This window comes from Clostridium sp. AF29-8BH (genome assembly GCF_003478145.1).
Classification (GTDB): domain Bacteria; phylum Bacillota; class Clostridia; order Lachnospirales; family Lachnospiraceae; genus Otoolea; species Otoolea fessa.
Map to the genome: position 1 here is coordinate 63,963 of NZ_QUEL01000002.1, position 25,916 is coordinate 89,878.

General features: G+C 46.7%; 32 protein-coding genes and 5 pseudogenes. 11 read left to right on the top strand and 26 right to left on the bottom strand.

Translation table 11 applies throughout. The features are described from left to right. Positions 1–3: 3 nt before the first annotated feature. The 16 genes and pseudogenes from DWZ16_RS01815 to DWZ16_RS01890 all read right to left on the bottom strand — a co-directional run bounded on the left by DWZ16_RS01815 (position 4) and on the right by DWZ16_RS01890 (position 11,188). The gene (locus tag DWZ16_RS01815; RefSeq protein WP_147353397.1) at positions 4–1,188 is read right to left on the bottom strand and encodes an AI-2E family transporter; all 1,185 of its coding nucleotides are present in this window, start codon (positions 1,186–1,188) and stop codon (positions 4–6) included. A gap of 221 nt (positions 1,189–1,409) precedes the next feature. Next, entirely contained in the window at positions 1,410–2,156 is a 747-nt protein-coding gene (locus DWZ16_RS01820) for a YoaP domain-containing protein (protein ID WP_118522198.1), read from the bottom strand. Positions 2,157–2,504: 348 nt separating this feature from the next. Next, positions 2,505–2,909 (bottom strand): hypothetical protein, encoded by a 405-nt coding sequence (locus DWZ16_RS01825; protein WP_118522199.1) that lies wholly within the window; start codon positions 2,907–2,909, stop codon positions 2,505–2,507. A 50-nt stretch (positions 2,910–2,959) separates the two neighbouring features. Continuing rightward, on the bottom strand, positions 2,960–3,586 hold the full coding sequence (locus tag DWZ16_RS01830) for a GNAT family N-acetyltransferase (protein WP_118522200.1): 627 nt from the start codon (positions 3,584–3,586) through the stop codon (positions 2,960–2,962). Between the two features lie 208 nt (positions 3,587–3,794). After that, positions 3,795–3,923 carry a PF20097 family protein gene (locus DWZ16_RS15770; RefSeq protein WP_243021887.1) on the bottom strand — a complete coding sequence of 43 codons (129 nt, stop codon included), beginning with the start codon at positions 3,921–3,923 and terminating at the stop codon, positions 3,795–3,797. Between the two features lie 178 nt (positions 3,924–4,101). Beyond that, on the bottom strand, positions 4,102–4,449 hold the full coding sequence (locus tag DWZ16_RS01835; protein ID WP_243021888.1) for a hypothetical protein: 348 nt from the start codon (positions 4,447–4,449) through the stop codon (positions 4,102–4,104). Positions 4,450–4,615: 166 nt separating this feature from the next. Beyond that, the gene (locus DWZ16_RS01840) at positions 4,616–4,810 is read right to left on the bottom strand and encodes a cysteine-rich KTR domain-containing protein (RefSeq protein WP_118522201.1); all 195 of its coding nucleotides are present in this window, start codon (positions 4,808–4,810) and stop codon (positions 4,616–4,618) included. Then, a complete protein-coding gene (locus DWZ16_RS01845) occupies positions 4,807–5,436 on the bottom strand; it encodes a TetR/AcrR family transcriptional regulator (RefSeq protein WP_118522202.1) in 630 nt (209 codons plus the stop codon). The genes DWZ16_RS01840 and DWZ16_RS01845 overlap by 4 nt, the downstream gene beginning before the upstream one ends. Before the next feature lie 192 nt (positions 5,437–5,628). After that, entirely contained in the window at positions 5,629–6,099 is a 471-nt protein-coding gene (locus DWZ16_RS01855; protein WP_107000731.1) for a flavodoxin, read from the bottom strand. A 122-nt stretch (positions 6,100–6,221) separates the two neighbouring features. Then, a pseudogene (locus DWZ16_RS15780) lies at positions 6,222–6,359 on the bottom strand (LysR family transcriptional regulator); the annotation flags it as partial. A 316-nt stretch (positions 6,360–6,675) separates the two neighbouring features. Beyond that, positions 6,676–8,585, bottom strand: a pseudogene (locus DWZ16_RS01870) (heavy metal translocating P-type ATPase). A 188-nt stretch (positions 8,586–8,773) separates the two neighbouring features. After that, positions 8,774–8,992 carry a cation transporter gene (locus DWZ16_RS01875; RefSeq protein WP_107000734.1) on the bottom strand — a complete coding sequence of 73 codons (219 nt, stop codon included), beginning with the start codon at positions 8,990–8,992 and terminating at the stop codon, positions 8,774–8,776. Positions 8,993–9,239: 247 nt separating this feature from the next. After that, positions 9,240–9,347, bottom strand: a pseudogene (locus tag DWZ16_RS01880) (DNA-3-methyladenine glycosylase I); the annotation flags it as partial. Continuing rightward, a pseudogene (locus DWZ16_RS16450) lies at positions 9,301–9,774 on the bottom strand (NAD-dependent protein deacetylase, SIR2 family); the annotation flags it as partial. The pseudogenes DWZ16_RS01880 and DWZ16_RS16450, both read right to left, overlap by 47 nt. A 55-nt stretch (positions 9,775–9,829) precedes the next feature. Further along, the gene (locus DWZ16_RS15785; RefSeq protein WP_243021889.1) at positions 9,830–10,171 is read right to left on the bottom strand and encodes a hypothetical protein; all 342 of its coding nucleotides are present in this window, start codon (positions 10,169–10,171) and stop codon (positions 9,830–9,832) included. Positions 10,172–10,231: 60 nt separating this feature from the next. Next, on the bottom strand, positions 10,232–11,188 hold the full coding sequence (locus DWZ16_RS01890; protein WP_182427283.1) for an NAD-dependent protein deacetylase: 957 nt from the start codon (positions 11,186–11,188) through the stop codon (positions 10,232–10,234). A gap of 125 nt (positions 11,189–11,313) precedes the next feature. On the opposite strand from DWZ16_RS01890, the gene DWZ16_RS01895 reads away from it, so the two are divergent. The 4 genes from DWZ16_RS01895 (at position 11,314) to DWZ16_RS01910 (ending at position 13,823) form a co-directional block, all read left to right on the top strand. After that, positions 11,314–11,757, top strand: a complete 444-nt coding sequence (locus tag DWZ16_RS01895) for an Rrf2 family transcriptional regulator (protein ID WP_117796831.1) — start codon at positions 11,314–11,316, stop codon at positions 11,755–11,757. A 244-nt stretch (positions 11,758–12,001) separates the two neighbouring features. Further along, positions 12,002–12,364 (top strand): CGGC domain-containing protein, encoded by a 363-nt coding sequence (locus DWZ16_RS01900; RefSeq protein WP_107000739.1) that lies wholly within the window; start codon positions 12,002–12,004, stop codon positions 12,362–12,364. 53 nt (positions 12,365–12,417) lie between these two features. Beyond that, complete coding sequence (locus tag DWZ16_RS01905) at positions 12,418–12,804, top strand: ArsR/SmtB family transcription factor (RefSeq protein ID WP_117796830.1); 387 nt, start codon at positions 12,418–12,420, stop codon at positions 12,802–12,804. Next, entirely contained in the window at positions 12,801–13,823 is a 1,023-nt protein-coding gene (locus DWZ16_RS01910; protein ID WP_118522204.1) for a helix-turn-helix domain-containing protein, read from the top strand. The genes DWZ16_RS01905 and DWZ16_RS01910 overlap by 4 nt, the downstream gene beginning before the upstream one ends. Positions 13,824–13,949: 126 nt before the next feature. Here DWZ16_RS01910 and DWZ16_RS01915 read toward each other — a convergent pair whose 3' ends face one another. From DWZ16_RS01915 to DWZ16_RS01920, 3 genes are all read right to left on the bottom strand, one after another. Then, positions 13,950–14,543, bottom strand: coding sequence for a sugar O-acetyltransferase (locus DWZ16_RS01915; protein WP_118522255.1), 594 nt, complete (start codon positions 14,541–14,543; stop codon positions 13,950–13,952). A gap of 83 nt (positions 14,544–14,626) precedes the next feature. Further along, the gene (locus tag DWZ16_RS15790) at positions 14,627–14,737 is read right to left on the bottom strand and encodes a DUF2200 domain-containing protein (protein ID WP_147353120.1); all 111 of its coding nucleotides are present in this window, start codon (positions 14,735–14,737) and stop codon (positions 14,627–14,629) included. A gap of 142 nt (positions 14,738–14,879) precedes the next feature. After that, positions 14,880–15,275: a pyridoxamine 5'-phosphate oxidase family protein gene (locus DWZ16_RS01920; protein ID WP_118481843.1), complete on the bottom strand. Its 396-nt coding sequence runs from the start codon at positions 15,273–15,275 to the stop codon at positions 14,880–14,882. A 119-nt stretch (positions 15,276–15,394) separates the two neighbouring features. Here DWZ16_RS01920 and DWZ16_RS01925 point away from each other — a divergent pair, with 119 nt between their 5' ends. After that, the gene (locus tag DWZ16_RS01925; protein WP_107000743.1) at positions 15,395–15,733 is read left to right on the top strand and encodes a winged helix-turn-helix transcriptional regulator; all 339 of its coding nucleotides are present in this window, start codon (positions 15,395–15,397) and stop codon (positions 15,731–15,733) included. Between the two features lie 411 nt (positions 15,734–16,144). Here the strand turns inward: DWZ16_RS01925 and DWZ16_RS01930 are convergent, their stop codons facing one another. Together DWZ16_RS01930 and DWZ16_RS01935 are read right to left on the bottom strand one after the other, a co-directional pair. Next, complete coding sequence (locus tag DWZ16_RS01930) at positions 16,145–16,459, bottom strand: hypothetical protein (protein ID WP_333489793.1); 315 nt, start codon at positions 16,457–16,459, stop codon at positions 16,145–16,147. Positions 16,460–16,471: 12 nt separating this feature from the next. Beyond that, complete coding sequence (locus DWZ16_RS01935; RefSeq protein WP_333489792.1) at positions 16,472–16,735, bottom strand: hypothetical protein; 264 nt, start codon at positions 16,733–16,735, stop codon at positions 16,472–16,474. Between the two features lie 324 nt (positions 16,736–17,059). Between DWZ16_RS01935 and DWZ16_RS01940 the strand changes: the two genes are divergently transcribed. Both DWZ16_RS01940 and DWZ16_RS01950 read left to right on the top strand, forming a co-directional pair. Next, on the top strand, positions 17,060–18,820 hold the full coding sequence (locus DWZ16_RS01940; protein WP_118522256.1) for a diguanylate cyclase domain-containing protein: 1,761 nt from the start codon (positions 17,060–17,062) through the stop codon (positions 18,818–18,820). A 369-nt stretch (positions 18,821–19,189) separates the two neighbouring features. Continuing rightward, positions 19,190–19,480 (top strand): hypothetical protein, encoded by a 291-nt coding sequence (locus DWZ16_RS01950; RefSeq protein WP_182427284.1) that lies wholly within the window; start codon positions 19,190–19,192, stop codon positions 19,478–19,480. Here the strand turns inward: DWZ16_RS01950 and DWZ16_RS01955 are convergent. Both DWZ16_RS01955 and DWZ16_RS01960 read right to left on the bottom strand, forming a co-directional pair. Then, the gene (locus DWZ16_RS01955) at positions 19,466–20,617 is read right to left on the bottom strand and encodes a sensor histidine kinase (protein ID WP_118522206.1); all 1,152 of its coding nucleotides are present in this window, start codon (positions 20,615–20,617) and stop codon (positions 19,466–19,468) included. The two genes, DWZ16_RS01950 and DWZ16_RS01955, sit on opposite strands and share 15 nt — an antisense overlap. Continuing rightward, entirely contained in the window at positions 20,614–21,291 is a 678-nt protein-coding gene (locus DWZ16_RS01960; RefSeq protein WP_118481845.1) for a response regulator transcription factor, read from the bottom strand. The genes DWZ16_RS01955 and DWZ16_RS01960 overlap by 4 nt, the downstream gene beginning before the upstream one ends. 147 nt (positions 21,292–21,438) lie before the next feature. On the opposite strand from DWZ16_RS01960, the gene DWZ16_RS15375 reads away from it, so the two are divergent. The 4 genes and pseudogenes from DWZ16_RS15375 to DWZ16_RS01975 all read left to right on the top strand — a co-directional run. Continuing rightward, positions 21,439–21,585, top strand: coding sequence for a CD1871A family CXXC motif-containing protein (locus DWZ16_RS15375; RefSeq protein WP_181357199.1), 147 nt, complete (start codon positions 21,439–21,441; stop codon positions 21,583–21,585). A gap of 25 nt (positions 21,586–21,610) precedes the next feature. Next, the gene (locus DWZ16_RS01965; protein ID WP_182427288.1) at positions 21,611–22,504 is read left to right on the top strand and encodes a 4Fe-4S binding protein; all 894 of its coding nucleotides are present in this window, start codon (positions 21,611–21,613) and stop codon (positions 22,502–22,504) included. 11 nt (positions 22,505–22,515) lie between these two features. After that, positions 22,516–23,466: a TlpA disulfide reductase family protein gene (locus tag DWZ16_RS01970; protein WP_182427289.1), complete on the top strand. Its 951-nt coding sequence runs from the start codon at positions 22,516–22,518 to the stop codon at positions 23,464–23,466. Between the two features lie 89 nt (positions 23,467–23,555). Next, positions 23,556–23,798: pseudogene (locus tag DWZ16_RS01975) on the top strand (peptide-methionine (R)-S-oxide reductase); the annotation flags it as partial. 70 nt (positions 23,799–23,868) lie between these two features. Here the strand turns inward: DWZ16_RS01975 and DWZ16_RS16455 are convergent. From DWZ16_RS16455 to DWZ16_RS01985, 3 genes are all read right to left on the bottom strand, one after another. Further along, on the bottom strand, positions 23,869–23,994 hold the full coding sequence (locus DWZ16_RS16455; RefSeq protein ID WP_270231192.1) for a hypothetical protein: 126 nt from the start codon (positions 23,992–23,994) through the stop codon (positions 23,869–23,871). Between the two features lie 120 nt (positions 23,995–24,114). Then, the gene (locus tag DWZ16_RS01980; RefSeq protein ID WP_233430213.1) at positions 24,115–24,252 is read right to left on the bottom strand and encodes a hypothetical protein; all 138 of its coding nucleotides are present in this window, start codon (positions 24,250–24,252) and stop codon (positions 24,115–24,117) included. A gap of 211 nt (positions 24,253–24,463) precedes the next feature. Continuing rightward, positions 24,464–25,780, bottom strand: a complete 1,317-nt coding sequence (locus DWZ16_RS01985) for a hemolysin family protein (protein ID WP_118522209.1) — start codon at positions 25,778–25,780, stop codon at positions 24,464–24,466. Positions 25,781–25,916 lie beyond the last annotated feature (136 nt).

Sequence of the window (25,916 nt, forward strand, 5' to 3'; positions counted from 1 at the left end):
AACTTAAAGGGTACTTGCTTTCTTCATGAACTCCAGATAAAGGCTGAACAGCACGGCGCATACGGGAACGCTGAACAGCATCCCTAAGATGCCGAATGCTTCGCCGCCAATCGTAACAGCCATCAGCACAAGCAGTCCAGGAAGTCCGACGGACTTGCCGACCACCTTGGGATAAATCAGATTGCCCTCCACCTGCTGCAAAACGATCAGAAAGAGAATGAACCACAGAGCCTTGCCAGGTTCTGCCAGCAGAATCAAAAACGCACCAAAGCCGCCGCCAATCCATGCGCCAAAAATCGGCATCAGCGCAGTGACGGCCACAAACGTGGAGACAGCACCAGAATACGGAATCCCAAGAATCAGCATTCCAAAGAAGCACAGAACACCGATGATAACCGCTTCGGTAAGCTGGCCGCTGACAAAATTTGTGAAGGTCTGATTGGTCAGCGCGGCAATACTAAGAAGCCGCTGCGCCGTCTTTTTCGGAAGGACTGTCTCAATGAGTTTTTTCAAATGTGCCGCGACGACCTCCTTCTTCGCAAGCAAATAAAGTGCAAAAACAAGCCCCAAGAGAACATCTACAAAAACCGACAGGACAGAGGTTGCCGCGCCCCATGTCACGGTGAGAATCCCGCTTTTCTCGTCACTGATCAAGGCGGTGACCTTCTCAATCAACAGGTCAGAGTCTATGACATATTCGGGCAGGACAATGTTATATTTTGCAGCAAACTGGACAACGTCAGCCCACCACTGCCCGATTTTCTCCACATAGATCGGAATGTTTTGGATAAACTCATCGCCGGATTCCCGCAAGCTGGGGAGCATCATAAATACCACAGCAAATAGAATTCCAAGGATAAGCACGGTGCTTGCTGTCAGGCACACGGGGCGAGTCAGCTTTGCAGGAGCTTTGCGGCACGCCTTGTTCCAGCAGCATTCCATTGGTCGAAGAACTACGTTGATCAAAAAAGCAATCGCGCCGCCGATCAGAAACGGAGTGAACAGTGCAAGCACCTTGCCGAGAAAACACAAAACAGCGTCAAGGTTTACCAGCGCCCATGCGAATACAATAAGCAGCAAAAAAGCACGGATGATATAGCGAATGATCGTCTCGTCCGGCCATTTGCCTCCCTGCGGTGCGGGTGTTTCATTTTTGTTAGAGGTTGGATTTTGCAATTTTTTCTCCATGTTTTTCCTTTCTGTCAGTATCAGAATCCCTTTTTTTAAATCCGAAAGCACTTTTGCAGGGCTTTATACTCACTCCTTGTGAATCGCGCGATAGCTTTATTGTGCGCAGGTCAAAGACACGTCACATTGGCAAGCTTGAAATAATCAATATATTTTTCATTCGTTTTTTCTCCATTTCATTTGATAACATTATGTTGCGACTCAAAAATAGCGGAGTAAAATCAATTTTGTAAACCTGCCAGCGCCAGGAATTTTTTATCTGACTGGATACTCTGTGTCAGAAACTGACCGTCCCGAAACAGTGCATAAGTTGTGACCGGTGCAGGTACATTCTGTGCTGATTCTTTGTCAGTGATGTGGATGGCATTGAACGGGATACCATGTTCCTTTGCCGCCTCCTGCACCTTTGGTACCCAATAATAGGTATATGGGCATTGATCGGTGTAATAAAGAACAAAACCTGCTTCTTCAATCACCGGATGTTTCGCACATTCCTTGAAATACGGCGGTTGTGCCCCCGATTCAATGGAAAGATACATAAGATTGATCCCGCAGTCGGATATGTCTGCCACACGGAAACCCTTATAAGTAAGGAATTTCGGGTCAGCGAGGAATTCCCGCTTTCGGCCCTCCGCGCACAGAATGCAAATACCTTTCTTTCCCTGCGCCCTGGCATCACAGATACATGCCTCCAGCAGATCATTCGAGTATCCGTGTCCCTTCATGGAGCCGGATACCCATAAGCAGTTAATGTAAAGATAACCATCTGCCGCAATCGGCACCCAGGCGTTTTCAGCTGGAATGTATTCGATAAAGCATTTGCCGCGTTCTTCGCTGCGATAGAAAACAAGTCCATCCTCAAAGCGCTGCCGCAGCCATTCCTTTTTTGCAACACTCTGCTTACCGGACATGGCGCAGCAGATATGTTCCTTGTCAATATTGTCTTTGGTGATCCGAATATAGTTCATCCGTTTCTTTGTACCCCCTGCCATAATTATCTCGTTTATCAAAGTAACCATTCGGTAACTCTATTATAGTTACCGAATGGTTACTTGTCAAGAGACACGCGCAAAAATTTCGTGACTGCTTTCATTAAGAAAAATCCTTGCTTTGAGAGATTCTTTCTGTTTTTGGTCTACTAACCGGAAGTTATAGCCTCTATTGGCTCTACCAGAGAATTTGCCCAAAACCGCTCTGTATCATTGATAACGGCTGAAGAAAGCAGTGTCTCCGCTTCGCCGGTCAACAGTTTTTAATAAGCCTCATCCACCAACGAAAGTTTTTCTGCAAATGGAGCCTGTTCATCTTTTCCCTTATCAGACATCCGGGCAACCCGGCAAACCAATCGTCTGTATCCACTCCCTCATGGGTGTTAGCTCCATCTGGACATAATCGGCGGGATCTGTGACAATTCCTATATCGGTCAGAGTACCACCTGCATACTGCACTGTGATGTCCACACTGTCGTCTGCGCCACTGGAACCGAGATTGGCAAATTTATTCTCTCCGGCGTAGTAATAACGGTCACGGGCAATGCTTTGAAACACTGTGTGCTTCGTGTCTTCTCCATCCCGTGTGTACAGCGCGAGAATCAACTTTCCATAAAATTCGTCTGTAAAGCGTTCCGTTGTACCGATCACCAGTTCCTCAATCCCATCACCGTCCAGGTCGATGACAGCATAGCCGACGTTTTCCAAGGGAGCATCACCATAGCAATCCATCAGTACTCTTTACTGGATGCCATGATTTTTACACCACCTATTTTTCCTGCTCAAAACAGCTGTCCCGGCAGCTTCTGCTTTTCTTTTGCCGGGAAAGTGGCTTCAAACTGTTCAAACCCTTCCGGGTCTTTCTCACAGATAAAATATCCATCGGGATCTTTGTATGTGCCGGAGATGCCGTCTAAAAAGCTGGGCGTCAGCTCCTTGATGAGGAAGTAATCTGCCTCCGGATCGTCGGCATAGCGCACACCCTTGGTTTTGGCCGGAACAAAGCCCGACTTGCCGTAAAAGTCAATATTGCCGGTAATGGCAAGCGCACCCGCACCCATTTTCTTCGCTTTTTCCATGGAATAGTCGAGCAGCTGCTTTCCATAGCCTTGCCGCTTGTATGCGGGTGCTATGCTGATGGGACCGAAGGTCATGATCGGTAGGGTTCGCCCATCGTCACAGTCGATCTCCGACCGCACATAGATGACCTGCCCGATCAGCTCGCCGTTCAGCTCCATCACGAAGTCCAGCTCCGGCACAAATGCCGGGTCAACCCGATAACAGTGCAGCACATAGTGCTCCATACAGCCGGGTCGATAAACATTCCAGAATGACTCGCGGGTCAGGTTTTCGACAGCTCTATAATCGTCTTTCGTTTCCAAACGAATGATAATATTCTTTTCTGACATAACTTTTCTCCTTCTCTCTTATCAAAAATTTTGTATGATCAGCAGATATTTTTCAAGCTACATTCTCTGATCCAATGATTCAGAAACTGCATCTGTTCCCCAGTATGGAACCAATGCTCGCCACCGGGCATGACGCCAGTTCAGCATGGTGCTGCATTGCAAACGCCGATACTGTATTTTTGCCGTCAAAATACGCCGCCTTTTCCCTTTAGAGAATGATCCTCGCAATTTCCATCGTCACGATTTTCGGCACTTCGCTTGCAAAACTTAACGCACCGTCCTTGCTGCTGAACAGATAGCCTTTTCTCATTTCTTTTCCGCATTTCGGACACATCATTATCATTCCCTCCTCGTATTCTTATTGCTGCGTGCTGTACCAGTCGAGAACAGCACTTAGATTTTCCGCCTTGACCCGCTCGCCACTGTGAAGCATCATATCCAGCATATCGTTCTCCTCCGGCGTGCGGTCTTTCTTTTTGCAAGACTCTTGCCCGCCGTTTTGACCATAATTTTCATCATTGGGCGGTAAATGCCGTGGAGCTTTTTGATATCAAAATTTCCTTGGAGTGTGAACAGCGGAATGTTGGCTGGAATCGCTGACTTTTTCCGCACGCTTTCTGTCTGTGTTCCGGTTTGTCCCATACCGACGCCGCAGACGGCGCACACCCGATAGTTCTTCGCAGCCTCGGCATAGCCTTAACCGAACCGGCCATGATCCAGCCAAGATAGATAGCTTCAGCTCCGACAAAGTCCCGTTTCTTCGCTTCTGCAAGGGAATATGTCGGAAGTCCAGTTTTCTGTGCCAGCAGCTTGGCATACTGCTCGGTACTTCCAGTGTTGGTGGTGTAAATAATCGCATCCATAGTAGTCCTCCTTTTGAAAAGAATGTGCCTTGGCACATTCGGGCGCCTCGCTCAGTCGCTTGCGACATGTTTCTTCTTCGCGCAAGTGCGCATCCCGCGGAGCGTTTTTTGTCATAGAACGAAGTTTTTATGACAAAAAGGACGCAGCGCATGATCGGCTTTGCGATCAGCACTGCGTCTTAGCGTCTGGCTGTTTGGTTTCAATGATAAAATTTTTTGCATTGATAATACTCTCATGCCTGCATTTAGGACAAAATAGAGGAAAAGTTACTAATTCCGTTTCCCGCAATATCTGCAAACGCGTCTTGGAACCGCACCACGGGCATAAAACCCAGCGTTTTTCTTCTTCGCCATCTTTCATGTTGTTCTCCCCTTCTTTCTGTAATCAGACTCAACCTTGGCAATAAAGCGATCAATATGTGTCGCCAGCAAGGACGAAACCGATTCTTTTTCCTCCGCACCGTCGTAGACACTGTATAGAAGATACATTGGCCCATAGAATTCCAACGCCAGCTGCATAGCCTCATCATCAGAATCTGCCAATTTGCGGAAGATGGCCGCCATATACTCCAGAGGACCGCCCGCCAGATAGTCGTGGTGAAGCTGTGCAAGCTTGGAATCACGGTATTGCTCCAGCGTCAGCATTTTACGGAAATTGGAGGAAAACGGCTCCTTTGTCCAATGGTCAAACTGGGCAAGGCTGTATGTGCGAATTTTTTGAATTGGTGTATGCAGATATGCTTCCGCAAAGCCGTCTGGTTCCGTTTCCGGCATTTCATACGCCTCAGCGCGCTCATAGTCCATCTTGTTCATTCGCTCCACGATCTTATCTAAGATTTCCTGTTTGCTGGCATAGTGCTTATATAAAGCAGCTTTCGTAATTCCCAACTGCCCTGCAATATCATTCATAGATGTCCCCAGATAGCCGTTCTGCGCAAACAGTTCCAGTGCTGTTCTCAAAATCCGTTCCTTTGTACCCTCTGCCATAATTATCTCCTTTATCAAAGTAACCATCGTAACTACATTATAGTTACCGAATGGTTACTTGTCAAGAACGAATGAAAAAATTATGCCCTTTCGTTAAAATGTGCAAACTCCGGCGCAAATTCGCCAAGCGCATTTCTTCCTGCTGTCTGTACCATTTTTTCCATATTCTGTATACTTCCATAACACTGCTGTTTATAAAGAATTTACCCACTCACTGACTTTCTGTTTTGTTCCGCGGTTTAACAGACTGCCTTCTGTGATAACAGCCTCTGGTGCGGATGGCTGCAATTCTTTTACAGTATTACCGAATCCACTTCCACCGGATGTTGCAAAAAGAACGATCTTTTTACCGCTGAAATCATAGGCTTCCAAAAATGTATTGATAATTGTTGGAGCTACATACCACCAGATAGGGAATCCCAGAAGGATTTCATCATAAGAGCTCATATCTATCTCTTTCTTCATAATCTCCGGTCTGTATTTCTTATCACTCATTTCCACACTGCTCCGAGATTTTTTATCCATCCAGTCAAGATCAGCCTTTGTATATGGAACTTTTGGCTCAATCTCAAATAAATCAGCTTTTGCTTCCTCTGCAATCATCTCTGCTACTTTTTTTGTTGTTCCGCTTGCACTGAAAAATGCCACTAATTTTTTACTCATAATAAAAAGCCCCTTTCTTTGCAAATTTCTTGTATAAAAATAGATGTATAAGATTTGAATTTCTCTTATACATCTATTTTATACCCATTATTTTATTATGTCTAATGCTTATATTGAATTCTATCTACAAGTCCTTTTTTCATCATCTCATAAACCGTATCTGCTGTTGCGGTATGAAGTTCAATCTGAATCAGTGGGTATTTTTCTTTATACGTTTTACATATCCTTGCCAAGGTCTCTACTGCCGCAAATTCACCGCATAGCTCAAATTTTATGCTGTAATGCCATTACGATTTCTTACAATACAAATTCCGTCATTTCGGTCATATTCATCCAGCAGTTCCGGATAATGCGTAGTGAAAATAAGCGTTTTAGAACATAGTAAATAGCCTTTCCACTCCTGCGCCAGCGAACCAAACCTTTCATGCGTAAAATACGGATATGGTGAGAAACAGCGGACTCTGACCTATTCAGTTTGTCTGCAACTTCACTGACACATGCTTCTGAGGGACCAATTTAAAATAAAGCCTTCATGCGGGAAGGGTCCCCCCTTTTGTTTTTGTTTATTTCTGAACTTTAAAGATTTTTCACAAACAGTGCCCGGATAGCGTTGAGGACGGCTATAATCATCACGCCCACATCCGCAAACACGGCCAGCCACATATTGGCGAAGCCCAGAGCGACCAGCACGAGGCAGACCAGTTTTACGCCGATGGCCACCACGATGTTCTGATAGACGATGCCAAGGCACTTGCGTGAGATTTTGATTGCTTTGGAAATTTGCATTGGATCGTCATCCATCAGTACTACATCCGCAGCTTCAATGGCAGCGTCAGAACCCATAGCGCCCATAGCAATGCCGATGTCTGCCCGGCGAAGCACCGGGGCATCGTTGATGCCATCTCCCACAAAAGCCAGTTTTTCTTTCTCCGGCTTGTTCTGAATCAACTGCTCCACTTTCTCCACCTTGTCGGCAGGAAGCAGTTCACTGTAAACCTCATCCAGCCCCAGTGCGGAGGCTACACTATCAGCCACCTTCTTGGCGTCACCAGTAAGCATCACAGTCTTGCGAACCCCAGCCGACTTTAATGTCTGAATGGCTTCCTTGGAGTGAGGCTTCACGATATCGGAAATAACAATGTGCCCGGCATATTTCCCGTCAATCGCCATGTGAATAATGGTGCCTACGCTGTGGCACGGAATAGCCTGGACCCCCAGACGATTCATGAGCTTGTCGTTTCCAGCCGCGACCTGATGATCATCACTGTGGCGATGACACCGTTGCCGCTGAGCTCCTGAATATTGGTTACACGGCTGCGGTCAATTTCCATGCCATAGGCTTTCTGTAAGCTCTTGCTGATGGGATGACTGGAAGCGCTCTCTGCCAGGGCCGCGTACTCCACCAGCTTGCGTTCGTCCATCTCGTTGTGGTGGATGGCGTTGACCTCGAACACGCCCTGGGTCAGAGTACCGGTCTTGTCAAAGACCACGATCTTAGCCTGTGACAGGGTCTCCAGATAGTTGGACCCCTTCACCAGAACGCCCGCCTTACTGGCTCCGCCAATTCCTGCAAAGAAGGACAAAGGAATGGAAATGACCAAAGCGCAGGGGCAACTGGCAACGAGGAAGGTCAGCGCACGATAGATCCAGGTCTCCCAGCCTGCATCCAGCCCCATGGCAAACATCCGTACCAGCGGCGGCAATACAGCCAGCGCCAGCGCGGCATAGCACACCGCAGGAGTGTAGATCTTGGCAAAGCGGGAAATGAAGTCCTCCGACTTGGACTTCCGGGAGGAGGCGTTCTCCACCAGATCCAGAATCTTGGAGACAGTAGACTCGCCAAATTCCTTGGTTGTCTGAATATGGAGCAAACCTGTCATGTTGATACAACCGGAGATGATCTCATCGCCAGTCTTGACCTCACGGGGCAAACTTTCACCAGTGAGAGCGGCAGTGTTCAAAGTGGATTCTCCCTGCACTACGGTACCGTCAATAGGAACTTTCTCACCGGGCTGTACCACAATAATGGTGCCGATACCCACTTCGTCCGGGTCTACCTGTTCCAGTTTTCCCTCCCGTTCGATATTGGCATAATCAGGACGGATGTCCATCAGATCACTGATGTTCCGGCGGCTCTTGCCCACAGCGTAGGACTGGAACCATTCGCCCACCTGGTAGAACAGCATCACCGCAATGGCCTCCAGATAGTCGCCGTTTTCATATACAGCCAGTGCCAGAGCCCCCAGCGTAGCCACCGCCATCAGAAAGTGCTCATCGAACACCTGACCGTTACGGATACCTTTTCCGGCTTTTTTCAGAATGTCGTAGCCAATAACCAGATAATCCACCAGGAACACAGCCAGACGTACCCAGCGGCCTGCCGAGCCAAACACTTCAAATGCGCCTGCGCCCAGGACCTGCAAAATTAACAGTAGAACCGTAGCAGTCAGAATCCGCCACAACATCACTTTTTGTTTTTTGGTCATACCGGCGGAGGGCCGCATGCCGATGATCTGAAGGATCACGGCCAGCAGAGCCACCACGATCAGCAGACCGTTGATGATATACTCCTGCATTTCGTTTTACCCCTTTCACAATTGCTTATTCGTTTATTTATCTAAGAGAAAAAATGCCCTGCAAGCTGCCGCTCGACAGGGCATTTCGTTTCGCTGGCTTACAGAAATATCTCGCAGTCGGGTTCCACCTTCTTGCAGGCTTTGCGAACCTCCTGCATAACAGCCTTGGGATCCTGATCTTCCTCGAACTCCACGTTCATCTTGAGGGTCATAAAGTTCACCGTAGCACTCTGTACGCCGCTGGTCTTGCGGGCGGCATCTTCCATCAGGTTGGCGCAGTTAGCGCAATCCACATCGATTTTGTAAGTCTTTTTCATTTTGAAAATCTCCTCTCTTAATTTGTTCCTGTTGTCAGAACAATTAAATCATCGTTTAATTGTATCTTCATCATACGCAGGAAAACCGTCCTCGTCAACGCTTTGAACCCATATCCTGCTATTCGGGAAAAGGGTTCTTCTGTTTGGGCAAAATGCAGCTTTTATCGGCACATTCCAGTACCCGGTAAAAAGCCGGGAGGCATTGACAATTTGAGTCAACTTCCCGGCGTTTTATTTTCTGCATTTTCTACTGCTGCAAAGGATTCAGAAAGCAAATTGATTCATGAGAGTTGATAGCTCCCACCGCCTGCAAATAGGCATAGATGATTATGGTCCCCACAAACTTCATGCCTCGCACGCCTCCCGGAGAGCAGGCAGCAGCTCATCCAGCCGCCCGTCCAGTCCGAGGACTTCTCTTTGATATTGTCCGCAATGTAGATCTCCCCCAGATTGATGGTCACATAAGTGGCGTTTGGCTCGCCGGCCACCAGGCGCATCATCGGGGCCTTGATCAGCTGATTGCGCCAGCCAATGCCCAGCTCTAGAACCACCAGTTTCTTTCCGTGGTAGGTTTTCAGAAAGTTTTGGAACCGTGCCTGGGCAGCGGTATCCGGAATCATTCTCTGACCCGCGCCCATGTGGATGTCCATGGGACCTCCGCACTTGGGACAACGCGGCACCAACTCTGTAGGCACATGGCCGCCCTGTTCCGCAACCGATAATTTTTCGGCCACATCTAAACTTGAATAGAGGGTGTCGTGGCAGGGGCGGGCACACTGCATCGTAAACCAGTTGCCCTCAATCTCATAGATTTTCGTCGGATCGAAACCACACCGTTCAAAGTGACCTTCTCCGTTTGATGTGACGACAAAGTAATCCTTCTCTCCACAATGGCCTCAAATCGTTCATCACCGGCGTAGGCTGGTATTGCCCGCAGTAATGATGGATGAGCCGGGCCCAGAAGGCCCATTTTTTCTCCTCGCTGGGCCATCCGGCCATCATTCCCTGCAAAATACAATGTAAGCCGTATTTTTGTTTGAAATCTCCAAACAATTCATCAAAGGCTGCATTATCTGCAAACAAATGCAGTCCTTCGGTGATGGACAGGCCGTTACTGGCCCCGATCAGGATAGCGTCCGCTTCTCTGAATTTTTCCGCAATAGGGTTCCAATCAATCATATTCGTTCGCTCCTTTCTATTTTATGGTTGCTGCGATGGATCGCACCTGCCGGAGGGCAGCTAGAGTTTTCGTGCATCCCGTAGCACTTGAGCAATGTCGGCCACAATGGTCATGCCCTTGTCCTCCAACTGCTTGGGCAGGAAGTCATACTTGTTGTTGATAGCAATATATCGAGCATGGGGAAAGCTGAGGGTCAGGTTCCAGAAAGGCTCTTGGATAAACATGGGAGTCATTCGGCCAACGCCCAGCTCCAGGAACAGAATTTTGCTGTCTTTGTGTTCCAATACGTAGCGCGAAATTTTTTCGTACTGTTCTTCATATTTCTTTCCTTGCAGGAAATTCCCATATCCTCGCACCCAAGGGAATGCCTCACCGCCGCAGTGGGGGCACCGGGGAATGAGATCCGTAGGAATCTTCGTACCATCCCCCATAGCGGCTACCATATCAGCCACCGGCTTTACCGCATCCCAAGTGTCATCGGTACAACAGGCGGCACACTGGAGGAAGCGGTGATCCCCCTGGACCTCCGCCACCTTCTCCTCCGGGTAGAGTTTGACAAACTGGGTATCCTGATTAGTGGTGAGGATGAAGAAGTCCTTGCCTTTCAGCAAAGCGTCTAAATCCAAATAGGAATGACGCACAGGGGCGGTCTGGGTGGTGTGAAGGAAGGTGGCGAGATATCCCCAATACTCTTCCCTTGTCTTCCAGGGGTGCATCATCCCTGCAAAAGCACCTTTGAAGTGGTATTTCTCGGCAAAAGGTCGGAAGTATTTGCGATAGGAGTCGTTGTCCTCGTAGTAAAAATCTCCGCCACCGGCAGCGGACAGGCCGGAGGCCCCGCCCACTACCACACAATCAGCTTCCTTTACCTCCTGTACCAAACGATGGATCTGTTCGCTATACGGCAGCGGCTTTTTGTCAGTCAGCTGATAAGGCGTACTGCCGGAAGCATAGATAGGATAGTGCCTGGAGTAATTCATCTGGGTCTGCATGACCAAATCATCATAGAAGTTCATTTTCACCATTCCTTTCGAGTGGGTGTTATTTTTATTCTTACTTCAAATCATCTTAGCATCCTCTTGCATCGCTGTCAATATGCTGTTATAATAAAAATAACATCAAGTAAAAAGGAGATCCGTCCATGAAATATCCAACCCGCCTTAGCGATGCTGTTCATATTCTGGCTTTTATCGCTCTGTACCCAGACTGCGATCTGACCAGTAACAAGCTGGCAGAGAGCATTCAGACAAATCCTGCCTATGTGCGCCAGCTCATGTCCGCCCTGCGGAAAGGTGGACTGCTGATCAGCGTGAAGGGACATCCCCGACCTGCTCTGGCTCGTGAGCCGGAGAAAATCACTCTACTGGATGTCTATCGAGCAGTAGAGGGCAACAAGCCCCTGCTCCATCAGGACATCCACACCAACCCCGCTTGTGGCGTGGGCGTGAACATTCAACTGGTGCTGCGGGATTTTTACTTGGACATTCAAAAAAAAGCGGAACAAAGAATGCAAGAAATTACACTGAAAGATGTACTGGAACAATATCACATGAAGTTAGAAGGGACGCTCTTGCAGCGTTTATGACGGATTGATTTTCAGAAACTCTTCCATTTGAGAGAAAAATTCTTCTGAACGGGAAATACAGAACCTCCTTGCGGAGCTATACTGAGAACCGGAGAGACCTATACCCCGTATTTTGTGAATGATTAAAGAGGATCGCTACTACGAGGACGTTTCCATCCAGCTGTTGGAAAATCTGGTTACATAATAATAGACAATGGACCGGCCAAATCTGAATGGCAGGCCCTAAATTAAGGAGGAAACTAATATGAAACTTGGCATTATTCGTTGTATGCAGACAGAGGATTACTGCCCCGGAAGCCGGGATTTTCGGACAATCCGAGAGAGAAAAGGCGCTTTTATGGGAGAGGATGATATTCAGTTAGTGGGCTTCATCAACTGCGGCGGCTGCCCCGGAAAAAAAGCGGTGCTGCGGGCCCGTTCTCTGGTAGAACAGGGCGCTGACACCATTGCTTTTGCTTCTTGCATCAGCAAAGGGACTCCCATTGGTTACCCCTGTCCTTTTGCTAAGCGTATGCGAGAGCTGGTGCAGAAAGAGGTAGGCGATGGTGTCCGTATCTTGGATTACACCCATGACGCTGGCCCTGAACCAGAAACATCTCAAAAGTAAAGTTTCTTTTCTCTCCGGTCTATGATAAGATAGACTTCAAGGAGGAGTGCTAAATGATTCAGAACCACTTACCCCACGACCACGGACAAACTATCGAGCATGAACTGGAATATATGCCCAGCGTAGAAAACTTTCAAACCGTAGCTGATATTTTCAAGCAGCTGGGAGATGGCAGCCGTATTCGCATTTTTTGGTTGCTTTGCCACTGTGAGGAATGTGTTATCAATCTTTCAGCCATGATAAATATGAGCAGTCCTGCAGTTTCTCACCATCTCAAGCAGTTGAAATCAGCGGGTCTGATCGTTAACCGCCGGGACGGAAAAGAGGTCTATTATAAAGCAGCTGATACCGAGCAGGCCCGAAATTTCCACCACATGATTGAGTGGCTTGTAAAAATCGCCTGTCCGTCGCAAGTAGAAAAACAAAAAGGAACGCCATGAAAAAAGAAGAATCCAAAGTTATCGCTCAAAAACTTCAAAAGATCCCAAACGGCACCCTCGCCTTGAAGCATTGCCGGGCTGGTGGAACGGGTACTACACTCTTTGGAGAACAGTTTCGAGCGGTTACCGCTGGAAAAGGGTGTATGGAGGCATATGAAACTTTTCCTGGAATAGAGGTATCCTTCAATGTTTTTCTTGCTTCAGAGGTCAAGTTTCGGCATGATGCTTCGGATTCTGTTTTAGAAATTTACTATTGTCGCAGTGGTCGCGTGGGTTGGAATATGCACGGCGGTACTGCCGTCTATTTAGGTACAGGTGATGTGACAGCACACAGTATGGCCTGCTGCGCGGATTCCGCCATGATGTTTCCCCTAGGATATTCAGAGGGAATTTCCATTTCCGTGGATCTGAAACAGCTCTCTTCCATTTGCCCGGAAGTTTTAAAGAATGCCGGTGTGGAAGCAGACCAGTTACAGAATCGATTTTGCTCCGGAAAGCCATCCGCAATCCCGTCTTGTTCCGATTTAGAGCATATTTTTGCCCCACTCTTTTCTGCTCCTGTGTCCGTTCGAATTTCCCTCTTGAAATTGAAGGTGCTGGAAATTTTGATTTATTTGAGCAACATGAAATCGGAGCATAAAGAATTGACTCAATACTTTTCCCAGCAAACCGAATTGATAAAAGAAATTCATCAACAGTTGACAGAGCACTTGGAGCAACGATTTACGATTGCAGAACTTTCCAAACAGTATTTGATAAATACCTCCACTCTAAAGGAGATATTCAAGGCAGTCTACGGTCAGCCTATCGCCACCTATATGAAGGAATTTCGAGTGCGTCAGGCTATGAAATTATTACGGGAAACAAATGACACTATCGCGGATATTGCTTCCCAAGTAGGCTACCAAACCCAGGGAAAGTTTTCAAGCGCTTTTCAGTCTATCGTCAAAATGTCACCCAGAGAATACAGAAAAATCCAGGGTATAGCTCCATTGGATTCCTTTAGCAAAACACTGTAATGAAAAATCCCGAATTGTCATTCCCAGTATAACATGCCTTCTCCCCGCAGAAAAGCATGGCGAAAAACAAAAATGTCCCCGGAGAGCTTGTGCGTATGTTTTTTCAGCGTTTCCGATCTGAATTTCTCAGAACAGAATATCCTCCGGCTTGAACTTATCTTTTTCGGTAATGGGGCGGATCACCTTGCAGGGCACCCCTACTGCGATGACACCGGCGGGAATGTCATGGGTGACGACGCTTCCCGCCCCGATAACCGAGCCTGCCCCGATGGTAACGCCGCCGCAGACGGTGGAATTTGCACCGATCCAGACGTTTTCCTCCAGCGTAATAGGTGCTGAAGTTCCAATGCCGTGGCTGCGCTGCTCCGGGTCGATGGCATGACCGGAGCAGGCAAGGCATACGCCGGGGGCAATAAAGACACCTGCTCCGATGTTTACCGGAGAGGTATCCAGAATGACACAGTTATAGTTGATGACCGCCAAGCCGTGGGTATGGATGTTGAAGCCATAGTCACAGTGGAAATCCGGTTGAATGCCGGTCATGGGAGAACAGGTGCCCAGCAAGGTCTGCAGGATGCTGCGCCGCTTTTCCTGTTCGTTGGGAGCGGTGCGGTTGTACTCCCAGCACAGTTGCTTTGCACGGTTCTGTTCCTCCGTGGGGGTGTTTTCATAGCCGCTTACGTAGGCGGCAAGGCGTTTCATAATATCCAGAGCGTTCATCGTGTTTGTCCTTTCCATACAATGTTTCCTCAAGGATTATACCACATTCTCTGTCGGTGTGTAATAGGCTGCTTTCCCCTCCCTCATTTGTTTGTCCGCTTGATCTTCTCCATCACTTTGCCCTTAGCCAGCTCATCCACCAGCATGGGATATATTTTTGCAAATGGCATGGCATATACTTTTTCAGTTTCCATTTTCGTCCCTCCCTCAGGTGCGTCTATGTGCAGCGTATACCACTCTTCCGGATAATAAAGAATGTGTGCCGCCGCCCACAGCGCCAAACATCAGCCGGGGAATTTCCAGTCTGACAAACCGTAATGTACATTACTCAAAATTTTACAGATTGATAACCTTCGGTTCTTCTGTGAATGAATAAATAGTTGCGATGACACTTTCAAAAACGAATACCGTCATCAAATTGTCATCAACCGTATACATAGACTGGAGAGCATTTTTATTTGCTTCCATCATGGCTACACGAGCTTCACGGCGAGTATCTTCTTTTACTGCACCTTTCACACGAATCCAAGTACCTTTGTTCATTCCACACATTTCAACTTTTCCATTTACTTTCATCTGGTTGTAAACATCTTTTTTATTATTCGTTACAATATAAAGTTTTCCTTCAAATTCACATACAGCACCAAATGGGCGTACATGTGGCTGGTCTCCTTCTACCGTGGCAAGATAAAAAGTTCCGCATTCCTGCAAATATTTTACTACGTCATTCATTTCAAAATCCTCCTGAAAACAAATTGTATTTTTATTTTTTATGCGTATAATTATATATCATAGGAGAAAACAAACAAGTACGATATTTTACGATACTGGTATCAGAAAGGAACGTATATATGGAAAAGAAAAATCTATTTGGGCTTTGCCCGTATGTGACTTCGCAAAAAGTTTTAACAGGTAAATGGTCTATGTATATTATGTATTTGTTAACAGATGGCCCCATCCGGTTTAATGAATTACAAAGAAAAATGCCAGAAGAAATGACACATACAACGCTATCAAGACAGCTGAAAAAGTTGGAAGAAGAAGGCTTGATTGAACGCATAGAATATCAGCAGATTCCACCAAAAGTAGAATACAAATTAAGTGATATTGGAGAAAAATTCAGGAAAGTACTGAAGGAGTTGGAAATATGGGGAAACGAGTATATTCAATATTTAAACGATAAAGAATGATGAAATATTCTCCTACGAATATGGGTAGCATATAAGCTATTCAGTTTTCAAGGAACATCCGTTTTCGCGTTGGCCTCGTAGGCGCGCTTTGGTTGTCCTTGCAGGACTACCTACGGTTCGTTTTGACTTTTTTAGTGTCCTATGCAGTCGGATTGGGGCAAAAAAATACCCCGTTGGTTTCCCAACGAGGCATCGAAGACGATTCTATTCTGTTTTCTGTAAACTGGTAACCGTTTATCTCCTGGTGACCATTTGAGTCACGGCCAATGTATTAAAAAAGCAAAGCTCATCTCAGCAAATCAGACAAGCTGTATTCTCCTTTGGGGATATTTGCTGTTCTGCGATACTCTTTTATGGCTTTCACCAAGAGCTGTGGGTTACTGAAATACTGCTTCACAAAATCATACGACTTCACATCATGCATCCGAAGATTTGTTTTACAAAATTCGCTTGTTTTTTTCCAGAACGCTTAAACTGATCATATGCTTTACTCAATCGAAATTCCTCTCTGCGAGAATCCAAAATCCGTATCACAGAAATCTGCTCATCAAATCCTTTCCGTAAGTATCGCTCCTCGAATCGTTTAGCACTTCTGCAACGGATAACACATTCTTCCAACATTTCTTCTCTTTTGAAAATCAGAAGATCATTATCAACCAGTATGTCGATAATAGCTTCTTCGGCAGATCCTTCACATATACACGCCTTATATTTTGCTAATTCCATTCTGCTGCCTCCTTAATTGATTGAAGCAGCCAGGCTTTTCTTCAAGCGCATATACGCTTCATATGCTGGCGTTGTTCCCTCAAGGAAACCGCTCTGGTAGGCATCACTCTTTTTAATATCATTACGTTTCAATATATGGCTCAAATTTTCTGCTGTAATGCCATTACGGTTTCTTACAATACAAATTCCGTCATTTCGGTCATATTCATCCAGCAGTTCCGGATAATGCGTAGTGAAAATAAGCGTTCCGCCATTCTTGTTCAGTCGGCTGTCCATAAAGAAGCGTAACCGCCATGTTGAATTCCAAAAGAAAAGATGCCATAAAAACAAGCAATCCAACAATCAAACTGTACTTTTTTTATTTGTTTAGGAGCACTACTTCTCTTTTCCATTGTACGCAAGGAAAACGTTATCAGTACAATGTAAAAACGTTCTATAACTTTTTGGGCAAAATTTATTCAATTTTTTTACTTCCGTGATATAATGCTTAATTATAAAAACATTAGTCAGAGACCCAACTCCCACTGAGACAAATTTGCTATTACTCACCACCTGAAGAGGTGGGAGTCTTCTCGACTGAGATAAAACGAGGTGAATCAGGTGAAAAAAAAGACACTTGTGCCTCTTCTCGTTTTTTTAATGGGCATATGCCTTGTTAGTTTAGTCGTATACAACACAGATACTCATGAAAAAGAGCAGAGCCGCACAACAGCACAATTAAATGCAACAACCTATGGAGAACGTATAGAGAATGAGATTATAAATGGAATAGAGATTACAGATGTTCTGAAACAGCTTTTGATCAGCGGAACTGGAGAAATCAATCAATTTGACACAATTGCAAAAAATATTATGTCGGATTCTGTTGAAAGCGTACAGCTTGCTCCGGCTGGTATTGTAACGGATATTTATCCGGCCGATGGAAATGAGGCAGGTAAGATTGATCTGATTCATGATAAAGAACGTGGTGAAATTTCCATATATGCAAGAGATCATCATACAATCGTTACACAGGGACCTTTTGAATTGAAACAGGGTGGATATGGAATTGCTGTCCGCAATCCTATTTATCTGAAAGATGAAAACGGGCAGGAATATTTTTGGGGATTTACCATTGTTATCCTTCGTGTTCCGGATATTTTTTCAGATGCGATAAGTGCACTTTCGAAATTTGGATATGAATATAGTCTTTCAAAAACGGATAATCCATGGAGTGATAATTATAAAGTTGTTTATCAGTCAGATCGTCAATTAACGAATCCGGTTTCCTATGACTTTACGATAGGAACGGAGAACTGGAAGTTTGAAGTAATGCCTGAAAATGGCTGGGGAAACAATACATTAATAGCAGTAATCAGTGTTTTCTTTATTGCGATTACCATGCTTTTGGTAACTCTTACCCGGATGTGGCTGGTATCAAAAGAAAATAAAAACAAATTTCAAATACTGGCACACACAGATTCTCTTACAGGTATTTACAATCGCTATGGATTCGATGAACTGGCAGAAAAGATGATTAATAAAAATCCGAAAGCGAAATTTGTGGCTGTACTCCTTGATATTGATGATTTTAAATTTATTAATGATATCTATGGACATGTTTACGGAGACAAAGCATTAAGGAGTCTGGCAGACAGTATGAAAGCTTTTTTCCCGTCTGATGCGTTATTAGGAAGAAATGGTGGAGATGAGTTCTGTATTCTTTTAAAAAATTATTCCTACGAGGATGTAAAAGAGAAGCTACAGCAATTCACTATGGCTCCAAAGACATTTTCATATAAGGGAAAAGAATATCCATTTTATATTTCTCTTGGATATTCGGAATATCCGACATTTGCGTCTAACCGTTCACAGCTTATGCGCTGTGCAGATGCAGCCCTTTACGAAATAAAACTTCATGGAAAAAATGGCTGCATGGCTTATAGGGAAGGACTTGAATTAAGGGTTCGTAAACAACTGGGATTTGCATTTAGGGATATCTCCGAGCACCTTCCAGGAGCATTTATCATATACAGAGCAGACAAAGAAGATGATGAACTCTTTTATGCAAATCAGGAGTTTCTTCATATGACCGGGTATAAAGATATGGATGAACTATTCAGACTTACAAAGAAAAGTTTCAGCAACCTGATACGGGAAGATGAGAAGAATACGATAGAAGCAAACATTTGGAAACAGATTGATAATGGCAATGGAAATGACTATATCCACTTTCATTTACGAAGAGCGGATGGATCGTATCTGTCTGTGCTTGACCATGGGAGAATTGTTGAGAGCCAGCAATATGGCAAAGTATTTTATGTATTGTTCATGGACTGGGAGGATATGAAAAGTCATTACAGTGAAAAATTTTCCGGATAATCGAAGGAAATATTGTAAAAAATATCGTTGTAAATAGAAAAATCCTGCTCATATTCATATATTGAACAGGATTTTTTTTAATCGCATGTGGAGCTTCTATTTTATTTGCCAAGGTATGATCTGTTTTCGCCAGTGAATTAAGCAATGCCCGCATCTTTGGATCCAGATTCTTTTTCTCATAAAATGCTTCTTCAAAACCCATGATAACTTAGAGGATGACACCCATCAAGGTATCCACCAAGTTAGCTACCAAGATTCTATGCCGTCAGCAGTTATACTGCTCCTAATAAAATTGTGTTAATAGGGTTATTTAAATACAGCAGATCAGCATGAGCAAAAAGTGGGATTCCAAGCCCGCGCTGGACGAGCATGGTTGCCGTGGAGCGTGAGGACTTTGACCGACTTTCCACCCTGGCAAAGAAGTACGTTACAGCAGAGAAAAAGGAATCCAAACTGCAAAAGGCGGTGGATGCGGCAAACAAACTAATTGCAAAGCTCAAGGCTGAGATTGACAGTTTGAAACAGGAAATTTCTGATTATAAGTCTGTCCACAGCAAGCTCCGTGCGGCGGAATTGGAGCGTGAAAATACGGAGAGGAACGCCGCAGGGCGGCAAGCGAAGCGGCGAAAAACGAATAAAAGGGGTTTAGGGCTTCGTTGATTGTTGCGTTGGCAACCCTACCGCAATGGTCGTGCCCTTCTCCGAACTTTTCTCCACCCAAACGGAGCCGCCGTGGAGGTCGGCGATCTCCCATACCAGTGAGAGCCCCAGTCCTGCGCCACCGTATTCCCGGCTGCGAGACTTGTCCACCCGGAAGAAGGGCTGGAAGATACTGCGCTGATACACCTCCGGGATGCCGCAGCCGGTGTCGGAGACGCGGAGCAGGAGCTTTTCCCACTCCTGAGTGACAGAAACCCGTACCGAGCCGCCCGGCCGGTTGTACTTGACAGCATTCTCCGTCAGGTTGAAGATCAGCCGGTAAATCAGTGCATCGCTGCCGGTCATAATGCCGTCGCCCTCCGCCGTCAGCGTGACGCCGAGCTTATCTGAGAGCGGCGCAAGATCTGTGAAGATCTCCTCGATCATGGGAGCGAGCTGGATCCGCTCGTTCCGCGCCACCTGCTTCAGATTGCTCATCTCCAGCAGTGTCCTGGTCATCTGTATCAGCCGTTCCGTCTGCTCACGCAAAAGCGTGAGGAACTCCGCCGTCTCCGGTCGCACATCAGGATGCTCCGCGGAAAACAGCTCCAACTGCGCCTGCATTAGTGCCAGTGGCGTGCGCAGCTCGTGGGCGGCGTTGCCGGTGAACTGCCGCTGGGCGGAAAAGGCGTTGTTCAGCCGCTCCAGCATCTGGTTGAACGAGCGGCTCAGCTGCCGGAACTCCGAAATAGCGTCTTCATCGATCCTCATATCGGCAAGATTGTTCAGCTGCACCTGCTCCACCTGCGAGGTAAAGCTGCGCAGGGGCTTGAGAGCGCGTCCGCTGACGAAATAGGCGAGGATGCCGCTGAGCAGCGTTATCGCCGCCGTGATGTACCAGTTGGTGGTGCGGAAGCGCCCCTGCACCCCATCGACAATGATCGTCAGATCCTCGCCAGGGGCTATGAGCTGTGGGTCAAAGCTCGCCGCTCCGCCATCATTCAGGATCACCGTGCCGCCGCCTTGTAAGTTGTCCGCAATGGTGTCCATATAATACACACCGGAGGAGCACAGCAGCAGATTCATGGCCACGCAGGTGACACCGATGAGCAGGACGGACATCAGCGTGATGCGCCACTGCAGGGAAAGCCGCTTCATTCCGCCTCACCTCCCATCAGATAGCCCTCGCCGATGCGGTTGCGGATGGGGTCATAGCCCAGCACGGCGCGGAGCTTTTTGCGCAGGGCGGAGATGTGGACGCGAATGGAATTGCTGAAGCTGTCCACGCTATTGTCCCAAACGTGATCCATCAGCTCCTCCTGACTTACTGGCCTTCCTTGATGCACCATCAGGTATTCCAGGATTCCTGTTTCCTTCCGGGTGAGTGTCAGCGTCTGCCCGTTGACGGTGGCGGTACGGGAGCGGGTGTCAAAGGTCAGGCCTCCGCAGCTTAGCAGCACATCCTGCTGGGTAAACTGCCGCAATGTCAGGCTGCGGATGCGGGCCTCCAGCTCGGCGAGGTGGAAGGGCTTCGCCAGATAGTCGTTCGCCCCGGCGTCCAGCCCCTGCACCTTGTCCTCCACTTCGCTGCGGGCGGAGAGGATCAGCACCCGCGTCTCCCGGTCGGTCTGCCGCAGGGTGCGCAGCACCGTCATGCCGTCCTTTTTCGGCAGATTCAGATCAAGAAGCACCAAATCGTATCGTTCCACGCCCAGAAGCGCCAGCGCTTTTTCCCCGTCATAGCAGTAGTCCACGCTGTAGGCCAGCCGCCGCAGGCTGCGGACGATGGTCTCGCACAGGGCGCGTTCATCTTCAATTACTAAAAGGTGCATGAGAGCCCTCCTTTTTATTTCTTCGTTTTTGTGTTGCTTTCATTATAGCAAAAACAGATAAGGTTTGTGTTAAGTTTTCGTTCTTAACAGAGACTTTAACTCTCCCGCGCTATGATAGGGACAGAAAATCGGAAAGGGTGATGAAAAATGAGCTGCGAGAAAAAGGCAGCGGCGCAGATCGTGCTGCTGATGGCCGGAGCCGCCATGCTGTGCTTCGGTGTCTGGCGGGGCGAGGCGGCGACAGTGCTGAGCAAAGCAATCAAATTATGTCTGGAGTGTGTGGGCATTGGGTAAAAAGTTTTCAGGCGTTTCACAGACCATGTCCCGCTTCCGGGGCTGGATTCAGGCGGGGGCGACGCTGCTGACCAACCTGCATCTGCCGAACTTTCTCAAGGGCGGACTGTATCAGGGGGCGGGGAAGACCGTCTGCGTACCGGGGCTGAACTGCTACTCCTGTCCGTCGGCGTCCGGGGCCTGCCCCATTGGGGCGTTTCAGGCGGTGGTGGGGTCTTCCAAGTTCAGCTTCTCCTACTATATCATAGGCTTCCTCATTCTGCTGGGCGTGCTGCTGGGGCGCTTTATCTGCGGCTTTCTATGCCCCTTCGGCTGGTTTCAGGAGCTGCTGCACAAAATCCCCACTAAGAAGCTTTCCACAAAGAGGCTGAATCCGCTGACATACCTGAAATACGCTGTCCTGCTGGTGATGGTTTTCCTGCTACCGGCGTTCCTTGTGAACGATGTTGGCATGGGAGATCCGTTCTTCTGCAAATACCTCTGCCCCCAAGGCGTGCTGGAGGGAGCCATCCCGCTGTCCCTTGCCAATTCCGGCATCCGGGCGGCGCTGGGCAAGCTATTTACATGGAAATTCAGCATCCTGCTGTCGGTGATTGCGCTGAGCGTACTGTTCTACCGACCGTTCTGCAAGTGGCTCTGCCCGCTGGGCGCGTTCTACGCGCTGTTCAACCGGGTGTCCCTCTTCCAGATGAAGGTGGATAAGAATAAGTGCGTTTCCTGCGGGAAATGCGCCAGAGCCTGCAAGATGGATGTGGATGTGACGAAAACGCCCAACCATACCGAGTGCATCCGCTGCGGAATGTGCATCCGCGCCTGTCCGACGAAAGCCGTGTGCTTCCGCTACGGCTTCGGAGACGGTAAAGATAAGGCAAAAGCAGCGGAAACACTACAGACAAACAACACTAACAGGGAGGAATAAAACGAATGAAGATGAATAGGACGAATACTGCCGGCAGAATTCTGGCTCTGCTGCTTACTGCACTGATGGTGCTCTCTCTGGCAGCCTGCGCCACAAAGGGCGGAGACAAAATGGACGGAATGAGTAGCGAACCGAAGAATGCCGAGGAAGCGGTTGCCATGCACAAGGAGCTGATGGCGCAGGAAAATGCCATTCTCTCGGAGAACACAGCGCTTTGGGAAAAAGTTTTCATAGCGGCCGACAAGGGCATGACCATGCAGGAGGACGGCAAAAACTATGGTGAGTTCTTGTTGGACACCATCGAAGGTTCCAAAGATCAGTTTACGGAGGATGAGCTGAAGCTGCTCAAGGAGGCGGCAGAGAAGATCCGCGAGATTGAAAACAAGCTGACCATGATAGAGAAAAAGTACCCCGAGGCGGCACAGCAATCTACGGATGGCGCTATGAGCGTGCCCGCGGGCAGCGACATGACCACGCCGCCTGATGACGGCAGCATGCAGAAATTCCCTGTCTTTGAGGGCAAGGACCTGAATGGCAACACGGTGAAGAGCGACGAGCTGTTCTCCGCCAACGCCGTCACCGTGGTGAATTTCTGGTTCACCACCTGCAATCCCTGCGTAGGCGAGCTTTCCGAGCTGGATGCGCTGAACAAGGAACTGGCGGAGAAAGGCGGCTCCCTCATCGGCGTTAACACCTTCACGCTGGACGGCGACGAAACGGCAATTTCCGAGGCGAAGGATGTGCTTGCCAAGAAGGGCGCCACCTATCAGAATGTGTATTTTGACTCCGACGGTGAGGCGGGAAAGTTTACCACCAACATCTTTGCCTATCCCACCACCTATGTGGTCGACCGCAGCGGCAATATCGTGGGTGAACCCATCGTAGGCGCCATCACGGAAAAGAAGCAGGCGGAGACGCTGCAAAAGCTCATCGACCAGGCTCTTGCCGCCGATATGGGCTGACAAACGAATTTATCTTCTCCGAAAGGAGGGATACACCATGTATTGGAGAGTATTGCCGCTTCTGCTCACCGCGGTACTGCTGCTGAGCGGCTTTCACAAAGCCCATTGAAGAGCCTGCCGTGGTGGAACTGGAGGATCTGAGCCACGGCAGGCGCCGTACAGAGGTCAGAAGCCGTGCCGGAGATTCTCACCTTGGTCATGTGTTCACTGGCGATCCGGAGTCCCCCAATGGCGTGCGCTACTGTATCAACAGTGCGGCCCTGCGCTTTGTGCCTTACGCAAAGATGAAAGCAGAGGGTTACGGATATCTTCTGTATCTGTTCGAGGAATGAGTTCGCAAAATACTGTTATGTTTCTTAATATTTTTGCTATCAACGTGTTCTCCTGCGGCCTTACGATCTGTCAAATCCATCCATGCTTTGCCTTAAATGGAATCAAATATGCCGCATCCAAGACAGTCACTCCATGCTTAAACTCTACGTCCTCATAGGTAACCTTGACTCCAAGAACTTTATCGAGATATTCCATGTCATCACCTGCATTCTTAACTCTTTTTCCGTATTATAACTCTTTTTGAGTTAAGAGCAGTCAAAGATCAACATTATAAAAAATCATTTTCAAAGAAAAAAGCCCGGTGCAGCATGAGCATTACACCCACACTGCACCGGACATTCCATCATCGACTGCTTTGTCTATTTTCTTCTTCCTGCCGCACTTCCTGCTCATGCAGCTGCTCTTTTTCTGCTCGTCCTCTTTCAGGTTTTCCTGCATAATCTTCTGCGCCACAAGCCAATCCTGCATTTCCGATTTGGTCTTGCGGTACTCTGCATGTGTTCGTCCGTCAACGGCAAAATTGGACTTCATGGATTAAACAAATGTGTCTCTCCCTCTTTTTTATCGCAACATCATTCTATCCCTGTTGTATTTGAAAATGTATATGTATTCTTCTGATATATCCCCTTGTTTCTAAAATAATTTTCAAATGCATTTCAAAATTTTATTCTAAAATTTCTATAATTGCATGTTCAACTTGATGTTCTTTTATTTTGTCAATGATTATATGCATATTTTCTATTTCTAATTCTATTTTTGTATCCCCATCCTTTGGTACCATACCAAATTTTTGAAATACAACTCCAGTAAATGTGTCACAATCTTCTGCTGTAAATGTAACACCTATAGCGTCTTCAATATCACTTAATCGTATATTTCCTTTCACTTCCCACTTGTTATCGCTTATTCTTATAATAACAGTTTCTTCTTCCGACGATATTGGTTCAATATCGTTTAAATCGCCAACAATTTCTTCTAATAAATCAAAAAGAGTTACTATTCCAACCACTCCACCATACTCATCTAATACAATCGCCATAGATTGCTTCGATTGTTTCATATTTTTAAAAAGTACATCTGCTTTTGTAGTTTCCATAACAAAGTATGGTGCAGAAATTGCAGAATCTATAACCATATCCTTACTTTTTTCTTTTAATCTAAAATAGTCTTTTGCATTTAAAATGCCAATAACATGATCTATCGAATCTCCACAGACGGGATAAAGGGTATGTCGTGTATTGTGGATTGTTTCATCCCACTCCTTCACATCATCAGACATCCATAATATTGTCACATCTGTTCGATGTGTAGCAATCGTACCAGCCATAATATCATTAAATTCAAAAACATTTTGAATAAACTCTTTTTCTTGATGATCTATTGTTCCTTTTTCACTTCCCGCATCAACAAGCATACGTATTTCTTCTTCACCCACTTGATCTTCCGCTTCATTTGGATCAATACCACAAATTTTCAAGACAATATTTGTTGATAGTGAAAGAAATGAAACGATTGGCTTAAATAAGATAGAGATTCCCGTAACCAATCCTGAAATCCCCATTGCCAGTTCTTCAGATTTTTTCATTGCGATTCTCTTTGGAACTAATTCGCCAAAAACCAACGTGAAATATGATAAAATCAATGTAATCAATATAACAGCTATGGTATCTAAAGTAGAACGTGGAATATTCACTCCCATTCCAATAACCCAATCAACTAAAGGTTCTGAGAAATTATCTGCTGCAAAAGCACTTCCTAAAAATCCCGACAATGTGATTGCAACCTGAATTGTCGCAAGAAATCGTGCCGGCTCTTGCGTTAATCGTACTAATCTCTTTGCCCGACCATTACCTTGTTCTGCCATTCGTTCTAGCTTTGTTTCATTCATTGATAAAACAGCGATCTCTGCACTCGCAAAAATCGCGTTTAATATAATTAAAATAATCTGCACTACTAAAAGAATCAAAATTGATGTACTCATAAATAAAACCTTTCTACAATAAAATTATCTAAATATCACACTTACTTAAAAGCAACAAAAGACATGGTCTATGTTCCGAATACATAGTCCATGCCTTGCGATATATAAATAAAAATTCTATTGAATTGGTTCGCTT